Source organism: Streptomyces sp. NPDC005898 (assembly GCF_040629635.1).
In the GTDB taxonomy this organism is placed as follows: Bacteria; Actinomycetota; Actinomycetes; order Streptomycetales; family Streptomycetaceae; genus Streptomyces.
Genome location: NZ_JBEXWC010000004.1, coordinates 149,485 through 173,554, shown reverse-complemented (window position 1 = coordinate 173,554; position 24,070 = coordinate 149,485). Strand labels below are relative to the sequence as shown.

Below are 24,070 nucleotides of genomic sequence, written 5' to 3'. Positions count from 1 at the left end.
CCTAGCGGTCCCGGTTGAAGCGCGTGGTGATCCACAGGAGCAGCAGGAGGGCGGCGAACGCGCCGCCACCGGTCAGGAGGGGGCTGAGGCTTTCGTGGTTGCCACCGTGCTCGCCGCCCTCGGAGGCGAGAGTGACCAGCTGGGCGGCGGTGCTGTGGAGGCTCATCTCAGGCAGGACCTATCCGGGGGTGGGATGGACATAAGGACTTCCGGGCCATCGTATGCGGGGGCCCGGCTCCGGCTCACGCCGACTCAGCTCTCGCGGCCGTCGCCGCCGTCTCGCGGGCCCCGCCCGTCGCCCCGATGGCCCTGCTCGCCGCCGGGCCCGCCCGGCTGGTCCTCGTCCCCGCCCCGGCGGTACCCGCGCAGCAGGAACCACCCCACGAGGACGCATCCGACGACCATGACGATCAGCACGATCCGCAGCAGATTGCCGGCTCCCTGCTGCTCGGCGGCCTTGGCCGCCTCCGTGAACCAGGCTGCCCCGGCGTTGTGCTCCATGACGGAAGACTCCTTCTGTGCGCTGCCCTGTCACGGTATCTCCGCCTAGGCTGGGCCCCACCTCGGGGGCATGAGGAGGATCAGACATGGGGGAATCGGCATGACCGACGGCAACCACCACGGCACCGGCGCGCGCGGCGAGGGCCACGAGCGCGTGCCGGGCCGGCAGCGCAGGCGTTTCCCCGGCATCTCCTCGCGGGCCTACGAGCATCCGGCGGACCGCTCGGCCCTGGTGGCCCTGCGCAAGCTCAGCGGTTTCGACACGGTCTTCAAGGCGCTCAGCGGTCTGCTGCCCGAGCGGAGCCTGCGGCTGCTGTTCCTCTCGGACTCCGTGCGGGTCTCCGACGCGCAGTTCGCGCACCTCAACACCATGCTGCGGGACGCCTGTTACATCCTGGACCTGGAGAAGGTCCCACCGATGTACGTCAACCAGGACCCCAGTCCCAACGCGATGTGCATCGGCCTGGACGAGCCGATCATCGTCGTGACCACCGGCCTCGTGGAGCTGCTGGACGAGGAGGAGATGCGGGCGGTCGTCGGTCACGAGGTGGGGCACGCCCTGTCCGGCCATTCGGTGTACCGCACGGTCCTGCTGTTCCTGACCAACCTCGCGCTGAAGGTCGCGTGGATCCCGCTGGGCAATGTCGCGATCATGGCGATCGTGACGGCGCTGCGGGAGTGGTTCCGCAAGTCGGAGCTGTCCGCCGACCGCGCGGGCCTGCTGGTCGGCCAGGACATCAAGGCCTCCATGCGCGGCCTGATGAAGCTCGCGGGCGGCAACCACCTGCACGAGATGAACGTGGACGCGTTCCTGGAGCAGGCCGAGGAGTACGAGGCCGGGGGCGACCTGCGCGATTCGGTCCTGAAGATCCTGAACGTCCTGCCGCGCACGCACCCGTTCGCCACGGTGCGCGCCGCCGAGCTGAAGAAGTGGGCCGAGTCCCGCGACTTCCAGCGGATCATGGACGGGCACTACCCGCGCCGCGACGAGGACAAGGACACCTCGGTCTCCGACTCCTTCCGGCAGTCGGCAGCCGCGTACGCGGACGACGTGCGCAGCAGCAAGGACCCGCTGATGAAGCTGGTCAGCGACCTCGCGGGCGGCGCGGGGGACCTGGGCGGCAAGCTGCGCGGGAAGTTCACGGGGCAGGGCGGCCAGGACACCGACCGCCCCTCGCCGGACAAGTAGGGCGCCGGACCCGGGCGCCCACGGGGGCCGGTCAGAGCGAGGGCTGGGCGGCGGCCGCCAGCGAGCCGCACAGCGCCGTCGCCCGCCCGGTGGCGTACGGGTCGGTGCCGGCCGGGCCGCCCGCCTTCGCCCGCTCCCCGGCGAGCAGCGGCCGCAGCTGGTTCGCCGAGTCGGCCGCGCAGGTGAGCGGCCCGGCCTGGGTCGTGGAGGCGGCCAGCTCGGCCCGGTGCGTCCGCAGGTCGTCGCGGTCGAAGCGGAAGTGCAGCTCACGCCGGACGGTGAACAGGGACGCCTTGGCCCCGCCCGTGCCCAGGGGCCGCAGCGCGTAGACGAAGGTGTGGTCCGCGCTCACCTCCAGGGTGTCGCGGTCCGTCTCGGCGAGCCGCAGCGTGCCCCGGACCCTGACCTGCTGGTCGGCGAGCGCGGTCCTCGTCGGGTCGAACCGCACCAGCCAGCCGGTCGGCGCGTGCCGCCCGTCGGCGGCCGGCCGGGTGAAGCTCTGGTCGAACTGCCCGAACTGCCGCGGGTCGAGGAGCATCCGCACGGAGCGCGGTGAGCCGCCGGTGAGCGTGGCGGGGTCGAGGGAGGAGGCGACCAGGTAGTCCTTGGCGGTGGTCAGGGCGGCCGTCACCTGACTGTCCGAGAAATGCGCGGTGCGGTGCGCGTCGGGCACCTCGATGCCGCCCGCGCCCGCCCGCAGGCGCCCGGCGGGGCTGTGCGCGTACAGCTCGGCGACCTTCGCGGAGCCGGGCACACGGCCCTGCGGAGCGAGCGGGATCACGGTCATCCGCAGTGACTCGGAGCGCTTGGGCCCAGGGCCCTGGTAGGGGTGGCGGATGCCCATGAAGATCGCCGTGCCGAAGGCCAGGGCGATCAGGACGACGAGGAGGGCGGCCTGCCGGGACAGGCCGCGGTGGAGCACCGGGATGCGGCGCACGGCGCGTGTGTGGTCCCCCATGCGCTCCTGAGCGGAGAACTCCTGCAGGCGCGCAGCCCGTACGAACGACTCGTCGAAGACGACCGAGCCGTACTCGTCCTCACCGCCGCCGGGAGCGCCCTCGGGGGCTCCGGCGGGTGGCTCTGCCGGCCCGCCCATACCTTCAGAGTAGGTCGGCGGGCGGCCGGGTAAACGCCCCACCGCACGTCGGGTTCCGCCCCGGCCTCATGGGGTGCGGGGCTCCGCCGGGACGGCCGGACGGCCGAATTCCGCCGGGGCCGAGGAGGTCGGGGTCAGCTCCTTCCCGGCGGTGTCGGCGGTCGGCCCCCTTCCGGTGGAGGCGGGGGCCGGCACGTGGTCCTGGCGCTCCGAGGAGGCTCCCCGGTAGACCGCGGCGAAGGCCAGGGCGACCATGCCGACGCCCAGCAGGAGGGCGAGCACCCAGGCGACGGGGCGGTGCCAGCGGGCCGGGTGGCGGCCGGGGCGGCCGTAGCCGTCGGGGTCGTCGGCGTCGTCGATGTGGGCGTCGTCGAAGTCGTCGGGGCCGTACCCGGTGCCGTCGTGGAGGCCGAGGACGTCGTCGTAGAAGTCGTCGTCCGCCGTGTCGTGGCCCGGGCGGCGGGGGCGGCCCCGGCGCGCTTCCGCCTCGGAGGCCTCGGCGCGCGCCTGGGCGGCGGCCAACAGCCGCTCCACGGCCGACGGTTCATGGATCGCGGCGGCCCGGACGAAGTCCTCGTCGAAGACCACGGAGGCGAACTCTTCGTCCGCGCCCCCGCGGTCGCGCTCGTCGTCGGGCTCCCGGCCGTCAGGGAACGACGGCGTGCCCCCCACGTCCTCCGGCACCCTTCCAGCCTAGACCTGGAAGGGGCAATTTGGGCAGGGCGCAAGGGAATTCGGCGTGCGCGGATCTCACCGCACGTGGCCGTCGCCCGTCACGATGTACTTGGTGGAGGTCAGCTCGGGCAGTCCCATCGGGCCGCGCGCGTGCAGCTTCTGCGTGGAGATGCCGATCTCGGCGCCGAAGCCGAACTGCCCGCCGTCGGTGAAGCGCGTCGAGGCGTTGACGGCGACCGTCGTGGAGTCCACGAGCTGCGTGAAGCGGCGCGCGGCCTGCTGCGAGGTGGTGACGATGGCCTCGGTGTGCCCGGAGGTCCACAGCCGGATGTGCTCGACGGCCTGCTCCAGGGTGTCCACGACGGCGGCGGCGATGTCGTAGGAGAGGTACTCGGTCTCCCAGTCCTCGGTGGTGGCGGGCACGACGGTGGCCTTCGTCGCGTCGCCGTACGCGAGGACGCGCTCGTCGGCGTGGACGGTGACGCCGGCCTCCGCGAGGGCGTCCAGGGCGCGCGGCAGGAACGCGTCGGCGATGTCCTTGTGCACCAGCAGGGTCTCGGCGGCGTTGCAGACGCTGGGGCGCTGCGCCTTGGAGTTGATCAGGATGTCGACGGCCATGTCGATGTCGGCCGCCGCGTCCACGTAGACGTGGCAGTTGCCGGTGCCGGTCTCGATGACCGGGACGGTGGACTCCTCGACGACGGTCTTGATGAGTGAGGCGCCGCCGCGCGGGATGAGCACGTCCACGAGGCCGCGGGCGCGCATCAGCTCCCGCACGGAGTCGCGGCTCTCGCCCGGCACCAGCTGGACGGCGTCGGCGGGCAGCCCGGCGCCGTGCACCGCGTCGCGCAGGACGCGCACCAGCGCGGTGTTCGACTCGTACGCCGACGACGAGCCGCGCAGGAGCACGGCGTTGCCGGACTTCAGGCACAGGACGGCGGCGTCCACGGTGACGTTCGGGCGGGCCTCGTAGATGATCCCGACGACGCCGAGGGGGACGCGGACCTGGCGCAGGTCGATGCCGTTGGGGAGCGTGGAGCCGCGGACGACCTCGCCGACCGGGTCGGGCAGGGCGGCCACGTCCCGCACGTCGGCGGCGATGGCGCGGACCCGCTCGGGGGTGAGGGTGAGCCGGTCGACGATCGCCTCGTCGGTCCCGGCCTCGCGGGCGCGCGCGACGTCCTTGGCGTTGGCCTCGACGATCTCGGCGGTCCGCACCTCCACGGCGTCGGCGATGGCGAGCAGCGCGTCGTCCTTGGTGGCGCGCGGGAGCGGCGCCAGCGTGGCGGCGGCGCCGCGGGCGCGGTAGGCGGCCCGCGCGACCGGGGAGAGGTTGTCGTAGGGCGAGACGGGAGAGAGCGACGTCATGCCCGCAGGGTAAACCCCGCGCGGGGAGCGTCCACCCGGTGTTCCAGTGGCCGAGACCGGCTGTCCGGGGCCGGTGGCGGCTCAGAAGGGGTGCACGCCCACCGGAGTGGCCGGAAGCGGCCCGTACCCCTCGGCGATCCGCTGGTGGTAGGTCTCCCGGTCGATCACCTCGAGCCCCACGATCTCCCAGGCCGGCAACCGCGCGCTCTGCCGGTGCTCGCCCCACAGCCGCAGCGCGACCGCGGCGGCGTCGTGCAGATCGCGGGCCTCTTCCCAGTAGCGGATCTCGGCGTGGTCCGGCGCGTAGCGGCTCGTGAGGAGGAAGGGGTGGTCGTGGGCGAGCTGCTCCAGGCCCCGGCGCAGCTCGTCCAGCGGCGTCCGGGCGCCGGAGACGCTCAGGGTGACGTGCCACAGCCGGGGCAGCTGCGCCGGCTCGCTCTCGCCGCTCTCGCGCGCCTGCCCCTCGTGCCCGGCGGCCGCCTCGCCGTCGTACGCCTCGCCCGCGGCGACGCTCGTCAGCGCCCGCCCGGCCGACCCGCGGGACGCCGCCCCAGGGCGCACTCGTCTCACGACGGCCTCCTTTACGCAGTGTCGGTGCGGCCACGCAACGGTCGTACGGAACTGTCTTCCACAGAGTTGAGCAGGCCAAGGGGCCCCGCGGGGCGGTTTTGGGGAGTTTCACCTCGCGCGGGCCGCCCGGCGGGGGCCGCGTCCGATCGTTTTCGGCCGGGGACGGGTGCGTTCCGTGGGGCGCGTGGCCGGACGGGACCTGGGTCTTTCCCGGCGTTATCCGTGGAGCAGGACGAGGTCGTCCCGGTGCACGACCTCGCGCTCGTACGCGGGTCCGAGGTCCCGGGCGAGGTCGTGCGTGGAGCGGCCGAGGAGCCGCGGGAGCTCCTTGGCGTCGAAGTTCACCAGGCCGCGCGCGACGGCCCGCCCCCGGGCGTCGCGCAGCTCGACCGGGTCACCGGCCGAGAAGTCGCCCTCGACCGCCGCGATGCCCGCGGGGAGCAGCGATTTGCGGCCCTCGACGACCGCGCGCACCGCCCCGTCGTCGAGCGTGAGCGCGCCGCGCGGCTCGGAGGCGTGCTGGAGCCACAGGAGCCGGTCGGCGGAGCGGCGGCCCGTGCGGTGGAAGTAGGTGCCCGTGGCGCGGCCCGCGAGGGCGTCGCCGGCCTGGCTGGCGGAGGTCAGCACGACCGGGATGCCGGCCGCGGCGGCGATCCGCGCGGCCTCGACCTTGGTGACCATGCCGCCGGTGCCCACGCCCGCCTTGCCCGCGCTGCCGATCTGGACGTGCGCTATGTCGGCGGGGCCCGTGACCTCGGCGATCCTGGAGGTGCCGGGTTTCGCGGGGTCGCCGTCGTACAGGCCGTCGACGTCGGAGAGCAGGACGAGCAGGTCGGCGTGGACGAGGTGGGCGACGAGGGCCGCGAGGCGGTCGTTGTCGCCGAAGCGGATCTCGTCGGTCGCCACGGTGTCGTTCTCGTTGACCACGGGCAGCGCGCCCATCGCGAGCAGCTGGTCCAGGGTGCGGGACGCGTTGCGGTGGTGGGCGCGGCGGGCCATGTCGTCCGAGGTGAGGAGCACCTGGCCGACGCGTACGCCGTAGCGGGCGAAGGAGGCGGTGTAGCGGGCCACGAGGAGCCCCTGTCCGACGCTGGCGGCCGCCTGCTGGCGGGCCAGGTCCTTGGGGCGCCGTCCAAGGCCCAGCGGGGCGAGCCCCGCGGCGATGGCGCCGGAGGAGACCAGGACGATCTCGCGCGCACCGCCCGCGCGGCTCTTGGCCAGTACGTCGACGAGGGCGTCGACGCGGTCGGCGTCCAGCCCTCCCGAGGCGGTGGTCAGGGACGACGACCCGACCTTGACGACGACCCGCTGGGCCTCTGCCACCGACTGCCTTGCCGCTGTCACGCGCTTCCCCACATCGTCCCGACGTCCCGGATCTGCAATCTACGTGAGGACCCGGAGGGCGCGCGCACCCGTTTCGCGGAGCGGACCCGGGTGTCCGAGGGACCGGGAGGGGAAAAACGGCCCTGGGGTTCCGTCTTCTTTGCCCCCATATCCGGTGATTGATATCACGCAAGATTGCTAGGGAGCCACCGCGCGTCATACGGTCAGTGGTCGACTTCGACTTCCCCCTCCATTTCCTCACCATCCCCGCCAGGAGCCCACGCCCGTGCCCTCTGCCGGACTCGTCCCTCGACGCATCGTGCAGCTCTCCGCGCTGTTCACGATGCTCGCGCTCTTCACGGCCCAGCTCGTGAGCGCGCTGCTCCCCTGCGTCCCGGTGTTCATCGCCGCGGCCGCCGCGAACCTCGCGCTCGACATCTATCTGCAGTACAAGCAGCCGGGCCTCCTGTCGCTCCTCGGCAAGATCCGTTTCGACGTCACCGTCCGCCAGCTCCTGCGCGACATGCTGGTGCTGGTGGGTCTGCTGCGCATAGACGGCATCGAGCCGCTGGCCGAGCAGTCGCCGCTGACGATCGCACTGCTCGCCTTCTACGCCCTGCACTTCGGCTGCCAGGCCGTCGCCGTGCTGGTGCGCCGCGCCCGCGCGCTGCCCATCGTCACGCGCAACATCGACGCCTCGGCGCTGCACCTGACGGCCGCCCCGCCGCGGCTCCTCCACCGTCGCCAGGCCCACCGCCTGCTGACGTTCTCGGTGCCCGCGACCGTGGGCCTGCTGCTCACCGCGGCCACCACGGACGCGCTCTGGGGCGGCCTCGGTCTCGGCGTCTCGATCGCGCTGATCGGCGGCGGGGCGCTGTACCTCGCCACGTGGCTGCTGCCCAAGAAGCGGGCGAAGAACGACGAGCGGGTCCTGGAGTGGCTCGACCAGTGGCTGGCCGAGTACAAGCCGACCGTCGCCATGTACTTCTCGGGCGGCACCACCTCCGCGTACCAGGCGAACATGTGGCTCTCCACGCTCTCCAAGCTCGACGGCAAGCCGCTGATCGTGCTGCGCGAGCGGTTCATGGTGCAGAAGATCGACGCCACCGACGTCCCGATCATCTGCTTCCCGAAGGTCGCGACGATGTTCTCCCTGGAGACCTCGACGCTGAAGATGATGCTGCACCCGGCGAACGCCGCGAAGACCTCGCAGGTCCTGCGCATCCCGACGATCAAGCACGCCTTCATCAACCACGGCGAGAGCGACAAGCTGTCGTCCTGCAACCCGTACGCGAAGGCCTACGACGAGGTCTGGGTGGCCGGTCCCGCGGCCCGCGACCGCTACCAGCTCGCGGACATCGGCGTCGACGACAAGGACGTCGTGGAGGTGGGCCGCCCGCAGCTCTCCCCGATCCTGCCGTTCTCCGGCGCGCCCACGGGCCCGTACACGACCGTGCTGTACGCCCCCACCTGGGAGGGCTGGGACGGCAACCCCGGCAACACCTCGGTCGTCCTGGCCGGTGAGAACATCGTCCGCGAACTCCTCGCCGACCCGGGCGTGCGCCTGCTCTACAAGCCGCACCCGATGACCGGCTCCCAGGACCCGCGCGCCGGCGCGGCCAACGAGCGCATCAAGGCGATGATCCTCGCGGCCAACACCAAGCGCTCCGGTGCCCGCCCCGGCCCCGAGGTCGCCGCCGAGCTGGAGCGCCGCACGGCCGCCCTGGACGAGCTGACCGCCCGCAAGTTCCGCAAGAGCGCCGACGAGCAGGAGCGGATGATGCTCCAGGGCACTCCGGACGGCGACGCGCAGGCCGCGGTGGCCGAGGCGACGGCCGCGTGGGAGAGCGCCTTCTGGGCGTCCTTCCCCGAGTGGGAGCACCAGATCATCACGGGCGCGCGCCCGGCGATCTTCTCCTGCTTCAACCAGGCGGACCTGCTGATCAGCGATGTCTCCTCGGTCGTCTCGGACTGGCTGAGCAGCGAGAAGCCGTACGCCGTCGCCAACACGGCCGGCATGTCGGAGGCCGAGTTCCGCGCGAGCTTCCCGACGGTGTCCGCGGCGACGATCCTCGTCCCCGAGGCGGACGGCGTGGCGGCCCTCCTGAAGTCCGTGCGCGCCCCGGAGCTGGACGTCCACGCCGAGGCCCGCGCCGAGCTGAAGGAGCACCTCCTGGGCCCCTCGGACCCGCCGTCGCTGACCCGCTTCAACGCCGCGGCCCTGGCCCTGTGCGCCAAGTCCGACGCCCGCCGCGCCCGCATGGCCTCCCGCATCGACGCGGACATCCCCGGCCAGCGCGTCGCGGAGGAGGCGGCGGAGGAGACGGCGCAGGACCCCTCGGAGTCCAACGGCGCGGAGGACTCGGTCTCCGCGTGAGCGTCCCCGCCTGACGTACGGGTCCGACGCGCACACGATCCGACGCGCACATGAGAAGGGCCCCGGAGCTTTCGCTCCGGGGCCCTTCTCATGTGCCAGGGGGAAACCTGCTGCTGCCAGGGGGAAACCTGCTGCCTAGAACGGCTCGAAGTCGTCGTAGGCGCGCTGGGCCTCGTCCCGCTCCGCCTCGCGGTCCTTGCGGCGCTGGGCGGCCGGGCGGGGCGCTTCGAGGCGGTGGTCCTCGCCGCGCCGGCCGAGCATCTCGGCGCCGGCCATCATCGTGGGCTCCCAGTCGAAGACGACCGCGTTCTCCTCCGGGCCGATGGCGACGCCGTCGCCGGCGCGGGCGCCCGCCTTCATCAGCTGGTCCTCGACGCCGAGGCGGCTGAGACGGTCCGCGAGGTAGCCGACGGCCTCGTCGTTGTTGAAGTCGGTCTGGCGGATCCAGCGCTCCGGCTTCTCGCCGCGCACGCGGTAGATGCCGTCGTCCTCGCGGGTGACGGTGAAACCGCTGTCGTCCACGGCCTTGGGCCGGATGACGATGCGGGTCGCCTCCTCCTTCGGCTTCGCGGCACGCGCGGCGGCGACCAGCTCGGCCAGGCCGAAGGACAGCTCCTTGAGGCCCTTGTGGGCGACGGCCGACACCGCGAAGACGCGGTAGCCGCGCGCCTCCAGGTCGGGGCGCACCATCTCGGCGAGGTCCTGGCCGTCGGGGACGTCGATCTTGTTGAGGACGACGATCCGCGGCCGGTTCTCCAGGCCCGCGCCGTACAGCCGCAGCTCCTCCTCGATCACGTCGAGGTCGGAGACGGGGTCGCGGTCGGACTCCAGGGTCGCCGTGTCGAGTACGTGCACGAGCACGCTGCACCGCTCGACGTGGCGCAGGAATTCGAGGCCGAGGCCCCGGCCCTGGCTGGCACCCGGGATGAGACCGGGCACGTCGGCGACGGTGTAGACGGTCGAGCCCGCCGTGACGACACCCAGGTTCGGGACGAGCGTCGTGAAGGGGTAGTCGGCGATCTTCGGCTTGGCGGCGCTCAGCACGGAGATCAGCGAGGACTTGCCGGCGCTCGGGTAGCCCACCAGGGCGACGTCGGCGACGGTCTTGAGCTCCAGGACGAGGTCGCGCTCCTCGCCGGGCACACCGAGCAGCGCGAAGCCGGGGGCCTTGCGCCGGGCGGAGGCGAGGGCCGCGTTGCCGAGGCCGCCGCGGCCGCCCTGGCCGGCGACGAAGGTGGTGCCCTGGCCGACCATGTCCGCGAGGACGTTGCCCTCGCGGTCCATGACGACGGTGCCGTCGGGGACGGGCAGGACGAGGTCCTGGCCGTCCTTGCCGGAGCGGTTGTCACCGGCGCCGGGCTGGCCGTTGGTGGCCTTGCGGTGCGGGCTGTGGTGGTAGTCGAGCAGCGTGGTGACGTCCTGGTCGACGACCAGGATCACGTCACCGCCACGGCCGCCGTTGCCGCCGTCCGGGCCGCCGAGCGGCTTGAACTTCTCACGGTGGACGGAGGCACAGCCGTGGCCTCCGCTACCCGCGGCGACGTGCAGCTCGACGCGGTCCACGAAGGTGGTCATGGTGGGGTGCCTCCAGAAGGAACGTGCGGGGGGTGTCTCTTACGTAACACGCGAAAGGCGGACCCGCTTCCCCGCCGGGGAAGTGAGGTCCGCCTCGCGATGTGGAACCGATCAGGCGACCGGAACGATGTTCACGACCTTGCGGCCGCGGTGGGTACCGAACTCCACCGCACCGGCGTCGAGCGCGAACAGCGTGTCGTCCTTGCCACGGCCGACGCCGGAGCCCGGGTGGAAGTGGGTGCCGCGCTGGCGGACCAGGATCTCACCGGCGTTGACGACCTGACCGCCGAAGCGCTTCACGCCGAGCCGCTGAGCATTGGAGTCGCGACCGTTCCGAGTGGACGATGCGCCCTTCTTGTGTGCCATCTTGTCTCAGTCCCTTACTTCGCAGCCGTGGGGATACCGGTGATCTTGATCGCCGTGTACTGCTGACGGTGACCCTGACGACGGCGGTAACCGGTCTTGTTCTTGTAGCGAAGGATGTCGATCTTCGCGCCCTTGTGGTGGTCCACGACCTCGGCCTGGACCTTGATGCCGGCAAGGACCCACGGGTCGCTGGTCACGGCGTCGCCGTCGACAACGAGCAGGGTCGAGAGCTCGACCGTGTCGCCAACCTTGGCAGTGGAAATCTTGTCAACCTCAACGATGTCGTCGACAGCAACCTTGTGCTGGCGACCACCGCTGCGCACGATGGCGTACACGCGGATCTCTCTCTCGCTCGGAACGGGACCCCCGCAGTCCAGCCACCCGGGAGCAGGCGGCCTCTCCCAGTCCCGGGACAGTGCCCGCGGCTCGGGAGGAAAAGGGTTTACAGGGGGTGGGCGTGCATAGGAACACGCCGACGGTCAAGGTTACGGGGCCCCACCTGTGGGGTCAAACCGGGCCCCGCTCCCCCGCTCACGTGGTCGGCTTCTCACCGTCCGGCGGCAGCGGCTTGACGCCCTTGCACAGGTCCGTGGCGTCGGCCGCGCCCGGCCAGGCGACGGTCCGCGTGCGGTTGAAGTGCGCGCGGTAGGTGTCGTGCACCGAGTCGTCGTCGATCTTGACGATCGCCTCGTCGTTCTCGCGCAGCGCGGGCGCCGTGTAGTTCTGCGAGCCGGTGAAGGAGACCTTGTTCCGCTGCCCGTCGTACATGCCGTCGATCAGCAGGTACTTCGAGTGGATGATGTAGGGCGTCACCAGCTTGGTGCCGGGGTTCAGCGGGTCCCTGTCGTCGTTGTAGCAGCGCACGGAGGGGCCGCCGGACGCGTGCAGCTGCTCCCAGGTGCCGGGGGTGCCGCCCTGGCTCTTGGCGCTGTCGGTCTCCGCGTACAGGAGGCTGACGTCGCAGCCGGCCTTCTTCAGGGAGACCAGCTTGTCGGCGATCTGCTCGCGCGTGATCTTGAATATGGCCGCGCGGACCTTGGTGTGCTGCGTGACGCCCGCCGCGTCCTTGTAGGTGCACCGGATGTTGTTCATGACCGAGTACATGGTGTCGGTCTCGTTGACCGTGCCGTTGCGCGGGAAGAAGTAGGCCTTGTAGCGGCCGCTGCTGACCGTGCGGTAGTCCCAGCCCTGCCAGTCCCTGCCGAGCATGTCCGAGAAGTACTCGGCGTACGCGTCGTACATGGCCGGGTTGTCCGGCAGCAGCAGCGCGTCGTTGAAGAACTTCGTGTGCGCGGACGGCGTGGAGTTCGACGTGGTCTGCACGACGACGTCCCTGGCGCCCTCGACCTGCGAGAACAGCCAGAACTTGTTGTGCATGATCGACTTGCCGTACCGCGGGTCGCCCAGGCACGACTTCCCCGTCGGGCAGAGCCGCACGAACGACGACTTGGCCGTGCTCGTGCCGAGCGAGGCGACGAGCCTGGCGTACGCGCCGTTCGCCGGCCGGTCGGTCTTGCTGGTCTCGTCCAGCAGGATCTGGACGTGCACGCCGCGCCGCTTGGCGGCCACCAGCGCGTCGACCACGGGGGCCTCCCACACGTGGTAGACCGCGACCTTGATCGTGGAACCCGGCACCGCCGCGTTCGTCAGCTCGATCAGCCGGGTGCGGATCGCGTGCTGCTGGTCGACGTCGCCCTTCGGATCGTTGAAGATCGGGCCCTCGGTCCAGGTCGGCGTGCCGTCCGCCGAGGCGGTCCCCGCCGTGCCCGCGGCCTGGATCCCCGCCGCCGACAGGACCGTGGCCAGCGCCACCGCCCGGCGTCCGCCCTTGACCGGTTTCACCGCACGGTGCCGTCCCGTGCCTCGCAGGCGCACGTGCGCCATCTGTCATCCCTCCCTGGCCCGGGCGCGCTGTCTCCCCATAGACGCGCCCACGCCCCTGTTCATCCGTCAGACCGCATGAGTTTTACAGGTGTTGCTTCCGCGCTCAAAGGCGAGGGTGGCCTCTTCACGCTTTCGAGCTGTGGTGCCACTGTTTTCCGGACACGGCGGTGCCCCCCTGCTCAGCCCTCGCGGGAGAACAGGGGGGCACCGGAGCGCGAAGCGGTCAGCCCTCGTCGGAGGCGGTCGCGGAGACGCCCGAGGGCGCCTGCTCCGCCGCGGTGGCCTTCTTCGCGGTCGCCTTCGACGCCTTCTTGGCCGTCGTCTTCTTCGCGGCCGTCTTCTTGGCCGCCGTCTTCTTGGCGGCGGCCTTCTTCGCGGGCGCCTTCTTGGCGGCCTTGCGGGCCGTCTTCTTCGCCGGAGCCGTCTCCTCGGCCGGGGCCTCGGGGGCGGCCGGTGCGGCCTTGTCCGCGGACGGGACGACCACGACGGCCGCCTCCTCGGACGCGGTCGGCGCGGCGGCCTTGCGCACGGCGCGGCGGCGCGGACGGGCCGGGGCGGCGTCGGCGGCGGGCGCCTCTGCCACGGGCTCGGCGGCGGGCTCCGCCACCGGCTCGGCCTTGGGCGCCGGGGTCACGACGACCTCGGCGGCCTCGGGCTCGCTCTGCGCGGCCTTCGGCGAACCGGCGGGCGACGTCGCCTTGCGGACGGCACGGCGGCGCGTACGTCCCTTCGGCGCGGCGTCCTCGGCGGGCGCCTCGTGCGCCGCCTCGACGGCCTCGGGGCTGCCCACCATCGGGTCCTCGGCGGCCGGCGCCACGGTGCGCGCGGTGTCGGAGGCGACGACCGGGACCTCGGCCTCGACGGCCTCCGTCTCGGCCCTGGCGGCCGCGGCCTTCTCGGCGGCCTTGGCCCGCTTGCCCGAGCGCTTGCGCGGCTCGGCCCTGGGGGCCTCGGCCTGCGGGGCCTCCTCGGGCGAGTCCTCCGCCGGGGCGCTCTCGGCGCGCGGGGCGACCGCGGGGGCCGAGGCCCGTCGCGTGGCCCTGCGCCGGGAGCGGCCACCGCGCGAGGCGGCGGCCTCGGCCTCGGCCGGGCTGCTGTACAGCTCCTCGTCCGGGACGAACTCCGGCTCGGGCAGCGCCACCGGAGCGGCGGCCTCCGCCGCGACCTCGGCCTCCGTCTCGTGGATGTCGACGATGTCCACCACGTCGTCGGCGTCGAGCTCGTGGCCCTCGTCCGTGTCGTGGGCGTGCTCGTGACCGTGGTCCTGCTGGTCCGCGCCGCCCCGGCCGCGCTTCTTGCGCTTGCCGCCGCCACCGACGGAGGTCGGCTGCTCCATGTGCACGATGACACCGCGGCCGTTGCAGTGCACGCAGGTCTCGGAGAAGGACTCCAGGAGCCCCTGGCCGACGCGCTTGCGGGTCATCTGGACCAGGCCGAGCGAGGTGACCTCGGCGACCTGGTGCTTCGTACGGTCGCGCCCGAGGCATTCGAGCAGGCGGCGCAGGACCAGGTCCCGGTTGGACTCCAGGACCATGTCGATGAAGTCGATGACGACGATGCCGCCGAGGTCGCGCAGCCGCAGCTGGCGCACGATCTCCTCGGCCGCCTCAAGGTTGTTCCTCGTCACCGTCTCTTCGAGGTTGCCGCCCTGGCCGGTGAACTTGCCGGTGTTGACGTCGACGACGATCATCGCCTCGGTCTTGTCGATCACCAGCGAGCCGCCGCTGGGCAGCCAGACCTTGCGGTCCAGGGCCTTGGCGAGCTGCTCGTCGATCCGGTACGTCGCGAAGACGTCGACCTCGGACGTCCACTTCGAGAGGCGGTCGGCCAGGTCGGGCGCGACGTTCGCGACGTAGCCGTGGATGGTCTGCCACGCCTCGTCACCGGAGACGATGACCTTGGAGAAGTCCTCGTTGAAGATGTCGCGCACGACCCGGACGGTCATGTCCGGCTCGCCGTACAGCAGGCCCGGGGCGCTCGTGGAGGCCGCCTTCGCCTTCTTCTGGATCTCTTCCCACTGCCCCTGCAGACGCTCGACGTCGCGGCGCAGCTCGTCCTCGCTCGCGCCCTCGGCGGCGGTGCGCACGATGACGCCCGCGTCCTCGGGGACGATCTTCTTGAGGATGGTCTTCAGGCGCGCGCGCTCGGTGTCGGGCAGCTTGCGGCTGATGCCGGTCATCGACCCCTCGGGGACGTAGACCAGGTAGCGGCCGGGCAGCGAGACCTGGCTGGTCAGGCGGGCGCCCTTGTGGCCGATCGGGTCCTTGGTGACCTGCACGAGGACCGACTGGCCGGACTTGAGGGCCGACTCGATGCGACGGGGGCCGTTGGCCATGCCGAGCGCCTCGAAGTTGACCTCGCCGGCGTAGAGCACGGCGTTGCGGCCCTTGCCGATGTCGATGAAGGCGGCCTCCATCGACGGCAGGACGTTCTGCACCTTGCCGAGGTAGACGTTCCCGACGTAGGAGGTCGCCTGTTCCTTGTTGACGTAGTGCTCGACGAGGACGTTGTCCTCGAGGACGCCGATCTGGGTGCGCTCGCCGTTCTGGCGGACGACCATGACGCGCTCGACGGCCTCGCGGCGCGCCAGGAACTCCGCCTCGGTGATGATCGGGACGCGGCGGCGGCCCTGCTCGCGGCCCTCGCGGCGGCGCTGCTTCTTGGCCTCCAGGCGGGTCGAGCCCTTGATGGACTGGACCTCGTCGGCGCCCGTGCCCAGCTCGCGCTCGGGGTCCTTCGCACGCCGCTCCCGCGGCTCGCGGACCTTGACGACCGTGCGCTCCGGGTCGCTGTCGCCCGGCTCGCCCTCGGCGGAGTCACCGGCGCGACGGCGGCGGCGACGGCGGCGACGGCTGCTGCTGGAGCCGGAACCTGCGCCGTCCGAAGCCGCGTCGTCCGCCTCGTCCGCCTCGTCGGCGTCCTCGGCGTCCTGCTCGGCGGTGTCCTCGGCGTCCTGGTCCGCCTGCTCGGCGGCGGTGTCGTCGGACTCGGCGGCGTCGTGCTGCTCGTCCTGGTCGGCCAGGTCACCGCGGCGACGGCGGCGGCCACCGCGACGGCGACGGCGGCCCTGGCGCTCGCCGGACTCCTCCGCGTCGTCGTCGAGGTCGGCGGCGTCGGCCTGCTCGGTGCTGTCCTCGGCCTCGTCGGCCGGCTGCTCCTCGACGGCCGCGACGGGCTCGCGCTCCTCGGCGGCGGGCTGCTCCTCGGCGGCGCGACGGCGGCGGCGACGGCGCGGGCCGGTCTCCTCCTCCGCGACGGGCGCGGGAGCGGCGGCCCGGGCGGGGGCCGCGGGCTTCTCGGCGGCTTCCTCCGCGGCCTCGGCGGCGGCCGCGGCGGCGGCGCTCTCCGGGGTCTGGAACATCGGCGCGGAGAAGACCGGCGCCTGGAAGACGGCGACGGCGGGGCGGGCGGGCTTGCGGCCGCCATCGGCAGCGTCGTCGGCGAGCTGCGCCTTGCGGGCCTTGTGGCCGGCGGGCGCGGAGAATCCGGTGGCCGCGGTCTTGCGGGTGGCGCGGCGGCGACGGCCGCGGGGGGCGTCGTCCGTCTCGTCGGCTTCCTCGGCCGGGGCGGCCTGGGCGGCGGGCGCCTCGGGGGCCTGCTCGGCGGGCTGCGGCTCAGCGGCGGGCGCGGCGGTGCCACGGGTGGCGCGGCGGCGCGCACGGCGCGGGGCGGCGTCCTCGGCGGCCGGCTCGGGCTCGGGCTCGGCGGCGGGCGCCTCCTCGGCGACGGCGGGCGTCTCTTCGGCGACGGCGGTCTGCGGAGCACCGGCGGGCGCGGAGGCGCGACGGCTCGCACGACGACGGGCACGCGGCGCCGGAGCCGCCTCTTCCTCGACCTCGGGCGCGGCGACGTCCTCGGCGACCGAGACGGCCTCCGCGACCTCGGCGGCCTGCGGGACACCAGCGGGCTCACCCTGCGGAGCACCGGCGGGCGCCGAAGCACGACGGCTCGCACGACGACGGGCACGCGGCGCGGGGGCCTGCTCCTCCTCGACCTCGGCGGCGGGCGCGGCAACGTCTTCGGCGACCGAGACGGCCTCCGCGACCTCAGCGGCCTGCGGAACACCAGCCGGCTCACCCTGCGGAGCACCAGCGGGCGCCGAAGCGCGACGGCTCGCACGACGACGGGCACGCGGCGCGGGGGCCTGCTCCTCCTCGACCTCGGCGGCGGGCGCGGCAACGTCTTCGGCGACCGAGACGGCCTCCGCGACCTCAGCGGCCTGCGGAACACCCGCCGGCTCACCCTGCGGAGCACCAGCGGGCGCCGAAGCGCGACGCGTCGCACGGCGGCGCGCACGCGGCGCGGGGGTGGTGTCCTCGGCGGCGGCGGGCGGCGGCGTGGTCTCGTCGCTCTCGGCGGCCTCTTCGGCGGCGGGGGCGGCCGGTATGGCCGGCGCCGCCTGCTGGGCGGCGCCCGTCGGCGGGCCCGCGGGGCGCGAGGCCGCGCGGCGCCGGCGGCGCGGCGGCAGGGTGTCGCTGGGGCTGTCGTTCTGCGGACCCTCAGTGGGTTCGTTCGGCTCAAGCATGCGGGCGGTTCTCCCGTCACGCTCCCGGGCGCCGCGCCTTGTCCGGTGATGTCCGCGGCTCGCGCTAGATGCGCGGGGCCGCCATCCGGGGGCGTGGGCGCCGCACGGGAGCTCTCTATGTCTTGTCTCGCCGGTTCCGTACGCCCAATTGCGGACGGCCTGGCGAAAGTCTCGGTCAGTGCGCTGCCCGACCCAGGTGGCTCCCGAGTACGAGGGCGGCGCTTCGACGTACGTCCTTACCGGGGGCCTTCCGGCGCCGGCGCCTTCGCGGCGGCAGATACGGCGGCCGTGGGTGTGGCGGCCGTGACTGCCTCGCGGTCGGGCGCGAGCGGGTCGGTCACCGTGCCGGTCTCTTCATCGAAAAGCCCCTGCGCCAGCCTGGTCACCGCTGCGGGGACCGGCGGCGCCAGGTCGGCCACGGCTCGGAGACCGGACAGGACGTCGTCAGGTCGTACGGCAGGTGTCACGTGCCGAACAACCAGCCGCAGTATCGCACAGGGCTTGTCGCTCGTCCTATCGGCGGCGCGGGCGATCCCCTCGCCGTCGGTGACCGCCTCCAGGCTCACGACGGCCTCGCGGGCGTCGAAGGTGCGCATGCCGTTCTTCGTGCGGCGCTGCACCTCGACCGACTCCGCGGCGCGGAACAGCTCGGCCGCGCGCTGCGCCCGCTCCGGTTCCACGCCTTCCAGGCGCAGTTCCCAGACGGAGGCGGTGAGCCGGTCGGCGAGGCCCGAGGTGCGGGACTCGACGGCGTCGATGATGTCCAGACCGTCCGGCAGCGACTCGTCGAGCAGCTCGCGCAGCTGGTCCGGGTCGCGCGGCGCGGTGAGCGCGATCTCCAGGTACTCGGCCTCACTGCCCGTGCCGGTCGGGGCGGCGTTGGCGTACGACACCTTGGGGTGCGGGGTGAATCCCGCCGAGTACGCCATGGGCACCTCGGCGCGGCGCAGCGCACGCTCGAAGGCGCGCTGGAAGTCACGGTGACTGGTGAACCGGAGGCGGCCGCGCTTGGTGTAGCGCAGGCGGATGCGCTGCACCGCGGGTGCGGGCGGCGGGCCTTCGGGCTGTCGCTTGCCCAGGGGAACTTCTCCTTGTGTGCGGTCCGGGAAACCCCGCGTCGGCGGGGAGCAGTCCTGGATGACGCCTACCCGGCATTCGCCGGTCGACATCACCCCCGCACAGGCGGGGAAACTGCTTTCCCAGAATTCTTCTCCAGATTACGCGGCTCCGGCGTGTCGGTGGTCCGCCGGGGAGCCGGCACCGCCACCGGCACCGCTTCCTTCGGCGCCCCGAACAGCGCGCGCCGCACATCGGCCCGTGCCTGGCGCACGCTGTGCCGCGCGGCGGCGAGGGCCTGGCGCGTGGCGCGCCGGACCTCCGTGGCGGCCCGGGCGGCGGGGCGCCACACGGCGTCGCGGACCAGGTGCCCGACGGGGGTGAGGAGGGTGCGGTACACCCACCGCACCGGCTCGACGAAGATCCACCGAAGGAGTTTGGCGAGGAAGCGGCCGACGACGAGGGAGAGGTGCCCGGCGACGCGCCAGGCGTGGCCGAGCGCGTCGCCGATCTCCCGCGCGACGACGGCGACGGCCCGGCCGAGCGGCGCGAGCACCCAGCGCCACACGGCGACGACGGGGACGACGAAGATCCAGCGGAAGAGGGTCGCCAGGACGGTCCAGACGCCGCCGGCCAGCCACGCGACACCGCGGCCGATCCCCAGGGCCAGCCAGGCGAGGCCGTGGCCGAGCGGGGTCAGGACGGTGCGGTACAGCCATGCGGCGGGCACCACGACCAGCACCCGCCCCAGCCAGGCGAGGCCGATGCCGACCGGCACGACCACGTACCGCCACAGGGCCACCCACGGCCAGACGAAGACCGCCTTGAACAGCCACACCAGGGCGGCGCCGATGCCGCGCCCGGCGAGCGCCGCGCCGCTGCCGACGGCCCGGGCCAGCCAGACGATGCCGTGGCCGATCGGCGTCAGCACGCGCGCGTAGAACCACGCGGCCGGGATCGCGACGAGGTGGCGCCACAGCCAGGCGCCGCCCGCGCCGATGCCCCGGGCCAGCCGGGCGATGCCGTGGCCGATCGGGGCCAGGACGGCCCGGTGGAGCCATGCGGCGGGCACCACGACCAGCATCCGCCCGAGCCAGGCGAGGGCGGTGCCCACCGGCACGGCCACGTACCGCCACAGGCCCACCCAGGGCCAGACGAAGACGGCCTTGAGCAGCCAGGTCAGCACGGCGGCGATGGCGCGTCCGACCGGTCGCAGGCCGCGGAGGTACACGAAGCGGCCGCAGACGGCGAGCGCGTCCCAGACCAGGCGCACCGGCACGACGAGCACCAGCACCACGATCCGCACCGGCAGCCGGATCGCGACGGCGAGACACCCCTCGGCCTGGGGAGGCCGGGGGTCGGCCTGCCCCGCCGGGGGCTGTCCGGCAGTCGCGTGGGGAGGTCGCTTTTCCAGGTCCATGTCGTCCTAGACGCGCGAGAGTCCGGTTCGGATCCAGTAGCGCAGCTTTCCGCCCCGCTCGTCCTCGAAGACGCCGCCCGCGGCCTCGATGACCTTGCGGGAGCCGGTGTTGTCGGTGTCGCAGGTCACCAGCACGGATTCCAGGCCCAGTTCGGCCGCGTACGGCAGACAGGCGCGCAGCATGCCGGTGGCGTGGCCGCGGCGGCGGGCGGTGGGGCGGACGTCGTAGCCGATGTGGCCGCCGTACTCGCGCAGGAAGCGGGTGGCGATGGTGTGCCGGATGGCGAGGCGGCCGAAGTAGTCGGCGCCGTCGACGTACCAGAGGGTGGTGACGGGGACGGAGTGCGGCACCGCGGGGTGGGCGGCGGCGTCGACCTCGGCGAGGTACCGCGCGAAGACGGCGGGGTCGTGCCACTGGCCGCCGTAGTCGCGCAGGGTGCGGCCGAGCGTGGTGTCGTCGTCCGGACCACCCCGCCCCTCGGCCCGGAACTCCTCCATCGCGGCGATGTAGGAGTGGTGTACCAGGGAGGTGGGCGGGGTCAGTCGCGGCACGTGCGGCTACTTGACGACCGTGAGCGGCAGGAGCTTCTTGCCGGTGGGGCCGATCTGGATGTGCGTGTCCATCTGGGGGCACACCCCGCAGTCGAAGCACGGTGTCCAGCGGCAGTCCTCGACCTCGGTCTCGTCGAGCGAGTCCTGCCAGTCCTCCCAGAGCCAGTCCTTGTCGAGACCGGAGTCCAGGTGGTCCCAGGGCAGGACCTCTTCGTAGGTGCGCTCACGCGTGGTGTACCAGTCGACGTCGACGCCCATCTCGGGCAGCGTCTTGGCGGCGCAGCGCATCCAGCGCTCGTAGCTGAAGTACTCGCGCCAGCCGTCGAAGCGGCCGCCCTCCTCGTAGACGGCGCGGATGACGGCGCCGATGCGGCGGTCGCCGCGCGAGAGGAGGCCCTCCACGATGCCGGGCTTGCCGTCGTGGTAGCGGAAGCCGATCGAGCGGCCGTACTTCTTGTCGCCGCGGATCTTGTCGCGGAGCTTCTCCAGGCGCGCGTCGGTCTCCTCGGCGGAGAGCTGCGGGGCCCACTGGAACGGCGTGTGCGGCTTGGGCACGAAGCCGCCGATCGACACCGTGCACCGGATGTCGTTCGAACCGGAGACCTCGCGGCCCTTCTGGATGACCTTCGTCGCCATGTCGGCGATCTGGAGCACGTCGTCGTCGGTCTCGGTGGGCAGGCCGCACATGAAGTACAGCTTCACCTGGCGCCAGCCGTTGCCGTAGGCCGTGGAGACGGTGCGGATGAGGTCTTCCTCGGACACCATCTTGTTGATGACCTTGCGCATGCGCTCGGAGCCGCCCTCGGGGGCGAAGGTCAGGCCCGACCTGCGGCCGTTCCTGGTCAGCTCGTTGGCGAGGTCCACGTTGAAGGCGTCGACGCGGGTCGAGGGGAGGGACAGGCCGATCTTGTCCTCCTCGTACCGGTCGGCGAGGCCCTTGGCGACCTCGGCGATCTCGGTGTGGTCCGCCGAGGAGAGCGAGAGCAGGCCGACCTCTTCGAAGCCGGTCGCCTTGAGACCCTTCTCCACCATGTCGCCGATGCCGGTGATGCTTCGCTCCCGCACGGGGCGCGTGATCATGCCGGCCTGGCAGAAACGGCAGCCGCGGGTGCAGCCGCGGAAGATCTCGACGGACATGCGCTCGTGGACGGTCTCCGCGAGCGGGACGAGGGGCTGCTTGGGGTAGGGCCACTCGTCGAGGTCCATGACGGTGTGCTTGGAGACCCGCCAGGGCACGCCCGACCTGTTGGGCACGACGCGGGCGATCCGCCCGTCCGGGAGGTACTCGACGTCGTAGAAGGCCGGGATGTAGACGGACCCGGTCTTCGCGAGGCGCAGCAGGACCTCCTCGCGGCCGCCGGGGCGGCCCTCCGCCTTCCAGGCGCGGATGATCTCGGTCATGTCGAGCACGGCCTGCTCGCCGTCGCCGATGATCGCCGCGTCGATGAAGTCGGCGATCGGCTCGGGGTTGAAGGCGGCGTGGCCGCCGGCGAGCACGATCGGGTCCTCGACGGTGCGGTCCTTGGACTCCAGCGGGATGCCCGCGAGGTCCAGGGCGGTCAGCATGTTGGTGTACCCCAGCTCGGTGGAGAAGCTGAGTCCGAAGACGTCGAACGCCTTCACGGGGCGGTGGCTGTCCACGGTGAACTGCGGGACCCGGTGCTCGCGCATCAGGGCCTCCAGGTCGGGCCACACGCTGTACGTGCGCTCGGCGAGCACGCCGTCGCGTTCGTTCAGCACCTCGTAGAGGATCATGACGCCCTGGTTGGGCAGTCCGACCTCGTAGGCGTCGGGGTACATCAGCGCCCAGCGGACGTCGCAGCTCTCCCACGGTTTGACGGTGGAGTTGAGCTCACCGCCGACGTACTGGATGGGCTTCTGCACATGCGGGAGCAGGGCTTCGAGCTGTGGGAAGACCGATTCGACAGACATCGCGAACCTTCATGAGCCGGCAGGGGTGACCATCAAGCGTACCCCGGGGTTCACCTGCCCAATGACGCCCGCGTCCTCCGCCGGGACGCCTCGGCCCACGCGCCGGGCAGCGCGCGTTCGCTGTCCGTCGCCGCCGCCTCCTCCTGGCCGAACAGCAGACCCCAGGTGAACGCGGACTCCCCCGCCAGGTGTGCCTGGACCGCCAGGGCGCGCAGGGCCTCGCGGGCGACGACGCTGTCCTGGTGGTCGCCGAGCACGCTCTGGACGGCCTTCATCCGCTTCGCGAACCGCTGGGCGGGCCTGCCGAGGGCGGGCACCGCCGCCTCCCCGGCGTACCGGGCGCGCTTGGCGGCCTTGCGGGCGGCGTGCAGGGCGCGGTCGCGCTCCTGGCCGGGGGCGAGCGCCAGGGCGTGTTCGACGCGGGTGGCGAGGCGGGCGTAGTCCTTGAGCAGGGCCTTGGGGAGCGCCTTGGCGGGCGGCGCGGAGGCGGCGGGGCGCAGTGGGGGCGCGGCGAGCAGGGCGTCGACGGCGTCGAGCAGGGCGAGGTAGCGCCGGCTGTCCAGGGCGGCGAGGGTGCCGGCCCGCGCGTCGGTGCGCCGGGCGACGGACCAGGCGCGCAGCCGGCCGCGCACCGGGCCGAGGGTCAGGGTGCCCGGCAGCGCCTCGACGCGGGCGGTGAGCCGCTCGGTGAGGACTTCCTGGTCGCGGTCGACGCCCAGCTCGCCCGCGAGCCACTTCAGCTCCTCGCCGAGGGGGTCGGTGGCGGTGCGGTCGAGGATCTTGCGGTACGACGTGAAGGCGCTGCGCATCCGGCGGGTGGCGACCCGCATCTGGTGCACGGAGTCGGGCAGGTCGCGGCGGACGGCGGGGTCGAGCGACACGATGGCGTCGCGCTGGGCGCGCAGGTAGGCGACGAGGTGGTCCCCGGCGCTCCCGGGCCCTGCGCCGACGGCGTCGCGCACGGCCTCGGCGACTGCGACGCTCTTGCCGGCCTTCTTGCCGCTCGGCGCCGCGCCCTCCGGGGGTCGTACACCTGGCGCGGTCGCGGTGAGGGCCCGGCTGAGCTTGGAGGACGAGGAGGAGCGGCGTACGCCCGCCTTCTTCAGCTTCTTCTCGACCTTGTCCAGGACGGCGGGGTCGGCGCCGTCGGCCAGTTCCACCTCGATCTCGGACCAGGCGGTGGTGGTGCCGCCCGGGGTGAGGCGCTCGGCCCGCACCGCGTCGACGCCGACCTCGGCGAGCAGCTTGCCGCGCGCGTCGAGGAGGTGGCGCATGTTCCGCGAGGTCAGCAGGCGGACGACGGGGGTGAGCCGGATCTCGCGGACGCGGGAGCGCACGAGGGCGAGCAGGGCTTGCGGCACCTCGTCGGACAGGGGCGCGTGGATCTCGTCCCGCACGCCTTCGGCGAGGGAGACCGGCAGTTTGAGGTGCCAGCCCTCGTCGGGGCCGCCGGTGCGGCGCCGCAGGGTGATCGCGGCGGCGGCCAGGCGCTGGTCGGGGGTGTCCCAGTAGACGGCGTCCAGTTCTTGGACGCCCTTGTCGACGACCTCGCCGACCCCGGGCACTCCGGTGAGGTCGGGCGGCTCGGCGTCCGCCCCGACGTCGTACTTCCGCTCGATCTCGCGCTTCGTCCCCGTCTCGTGCTTCGTGTCCGCCATGAA

Annotated in this window: 19 protein-coding genes; 2 read left to right on the top strand and 17 right to left on the bottom strand. The window is 72.9% G+C overall.

From position 1 onward, the window contains the following. Position 1: 1 nt before the first annotated feature. Together ABZ385_RS08075 and ABZ385_RS08070 are read right to left on the bottom strand one after the other, a co-directional pair. Positions 2 to 166 carry a hypothetical protein gene (locus tag ABZ385_RS08075; protein ID WP_358586761.1) on the bottom strand — a complete coding sequence of 55 codons (165 nt, stop codon included), beginning with the start codon at positions 164 to 166 and terminating at the stop codon, positions 2 to 4. An 86-nt stretch (positions 167 to 252) separates the two neighbouring features. Beyond that, entirely contained in the window at positions 253 to 501 is a 249-nt protein-coding gene (locus tag ABZ385_RS08070) for a hypothetical protein (RefSeq protein ID WP_358586775.1), read from the bottom strand. A gap of 100 nt (positions 502 to 601) precedes the next feature. Between ABZ385_RS08070 and ABZ385_RS08065 the strand changes: the two genes are divergently transcribed. After that, the gene (locus tag ABZ385_RS08065) at positions 602 to 1,690 is read left to right on the top strand and encodes a M48 family metallopeptidase (protein WP_358586759.1); all 1,089 of its coding nucleotides are present in this window, start codon (positions 602 to 604) and stop codon (positions 1,688 to 1,690) included. Between the two features lie 31 nt (positions 1,691 to 1,721). Here ABZ385_RS08065 and ABZ385_RS08060 read toward each other — a convergent pair whose 3' ends face one another. The 5 genes from ABZ385_RS08060 to proB all read right to left on the bottom strand — a co-directional run bounded on the left by ABZ385_RS08060 (position 1,722) and on the right by proB (position 6,743). Next, a complete protein-coding gene (locus ABZ385_RS08060; RefSeq protein WP_358910430.1) occupies positions 1,722 to 2,786 on the bottom strand; it encodes a hypothetical protein in 1,065 nt (354 codons plus the stop codon). A gap of 66 nt (positions 2,787 to 2,852) precedes the next feature. Continuing rightward, positions 2,853 to 3,470: a hypothetical protein gene (locus ABZ385_RS08055; protein ID WP_358910428.1), complete on the bottom strand. Its 618-nt coding sequence runs from the start codon at positions 3,468 to 3,470 to the stop codon at positions 2,853 to 2,855. 66 nt (positions 3,471 to 3,536) lie between these two features. After that, positions 3,537 to 4,829, bottom strand: a complete 1,293-nt coding sequence (locus ABZ385_RS08050) for a glutamate-5-semialdehyde dehydrogenase (protein WP_358910427.1) — start codon at positions 4,827 to 4,829, stop codon at positions 3,537 to 3,539. Between the two features lie 81 nt (positions 4,830 to 4,910). Beyond that, positions 4,911 to 5,399, bottom strand: a complete 489-nt coding sequence (locus ABZ385_RS08045; RefSeq protein WP_358586751.1) for a hypothetical protein — start codon at positions 5,397 to 5,399, stop codon at positions 4,911 to 4,913. 216 nt (positions 5,400 to 5,615) lie between these two features. Then, a complete protein-coding gene (gene proB, locus ABZ385_RS08040; RefSeq protein WP_358586749.1) occupies positions 5,616 to 6,743 on the bottom strand; it encodes a glutamate 5-kinase in 1,128 nt (375 codons plus the stop codon). Positions 6,744 to 7,008: 265 nt separating this feature from the next. On the opposite strand from proB, the gene ABZ385_RS08035 reads away from it, so the two are divergent. After that, a complete protein-coding gene (locus tag ABZ385_RS08035) occupies positions 7,009 to 9,099 on the top strand; it encodes a hypothetical protein (protein ID WP_358910425.1) in 2,091 nt (696 codons plus the stop codon). A 135-nt stretch (positions 9,100 to 9,234) separates the two neighbouring features. Here the strand turns inward: ABZ385_RS08035 and obgE are convergent, their stop codons facing one another. The 10 genes from obgE to ABZ385_RS07985 all read right to left on the bottom strand — a co-directional run bounded on the left by obgE (position 9,235) and on the right by ABZ385_RS07985 (position 24,067). After that, complete coding sequence (gene obgE, locus ABZ385_RS08030) at positions 9,235 to 10,674, bottom strand: GTPase ObgE (protein WP_358586745.1); 1,440 nt, start codon at positions 10,672 to 10,674, stop codon at positions 9,235 to 9,237. Positions 10,675 to 10,785: 111 nt separating this feature from the next. Beyond that, complete coding sequence (gene rpmA, locus ABZ385_RS08025) at positions 10,786 to 11,040, bottom strand: 50S ribosomal protein L27 (RefSeq protein ID WP_010986870.1); 255 nt, start codon at positions 11,038 to 11,040, stop codon at positions 10,786 to 10,788. A 14-nt stretch (positions 11,041 to 11,054) separates the two neighbouring features. Further along, positions 11,055 to 11,375 carry a 50S ribosomal protein L21 gene (rplU, locus tag ABZ385_RS08020; RefSeq protein ID WP_055566950.1) on the bottom strand — a complete coding sequence of 107 codons (321 nt, stop codon included), beginning with the start codon at positions 11,373 to 11,375 and terminating at the stop codon, positions 11,055 to 11,057. 196 nt (positions 11,376 to 11,571) lie between these two features. Continuing rightward, a complete protein-coding gene (locus ABZ385_RS08015) occupies positions 11,572 to 12,924 on the bottom strand; it encodes a phospholipase D-like domain-containing protein (RefSeq protein WP_358586743.1) in 1,353 nt (450 codons plus the stop codon). A 223-nt stretch (positions 12,925 to 13,147) separates the two neighbouring features. After that, positions 13,148 to 17,449: an Rne/Rng family ribonuclease gene (locus tag ABZ385_RS08010; protein WP_358910423.1), complete on the bottom strand. Its 4,302-nt coding sequence runs from the start codon at positions 17,447 to 17,449 to the stop codon at positions 13,148 to 13,150. Positions 17,450 to 17,685: 236 nt separating this feature from the next. Next, the gene (locus ABZ385_RS08005) at positions 17,686 to 18,486 is read right to left on the bottom strand and encodes a TIGR03936 family radical SAM-associated protein (protein ID WP_358910421.1); all 801 of its coding nucleotides are present in this window, start codon (positions 18,484 to 18,486) and stop codon (positions 17,686 to 17,688) included. Between the two features lie 131 nt (positions 18,487 to 18,617). Continuing rightward, positions 18,618 to 19,925 carry a hypothetical protein gene (locus ABZ385_RS08000; RefSeq protein WP_358910419.1) on the bottom strand — a complete coding sequence of 436 codons (1,308 nt, stop codon included), beginning with the start codon at positions 19,923 to 19,925 and terminating at the stop codon, positions 18,618 to 18,620. Between the two features lie 6 nt (positions 19,926 to 19,931). Then, positions 19,932 to 20,423: a GNAT family N-acetyltransferase gene (locus ABZ385_RS07995; protein WP_358910591.1), complete on the bottom strand. Its 492-nt coding sequence runs from the start codon at positions 20,421 to 20,423 to the stop codon at positions 19,932 to 19,934. 60 nt (positions 20,424 to 20,483) lie between these two features. Further along, complete coding sequence (locus ABZ385_RS07990; protein ID WP_358590298.1) at positions 20,484 to 22,409, bottom strand: TIGR03960 family B12-binding radical SAM protein; 1,926 nt, start codon at positions 22,407 to 22,409, stop codon at positions 20,484 to 20,486. A gap of 50 nt (positions 22,410 to 22,459) precedes the next feature. After that, a complete protein-coding gene (locus tag ABZ385_RS07985) occupies positions 22,460 to 24,067 on the bottom strand; it encodes a CYTH and CHAD domain-containing protein (protein ID WP_358910417.1) in 1,608 nt (535 codons plus the stop codon). Positions 24,068 to 24,070 lie beyond the last annotated feature (3 nt).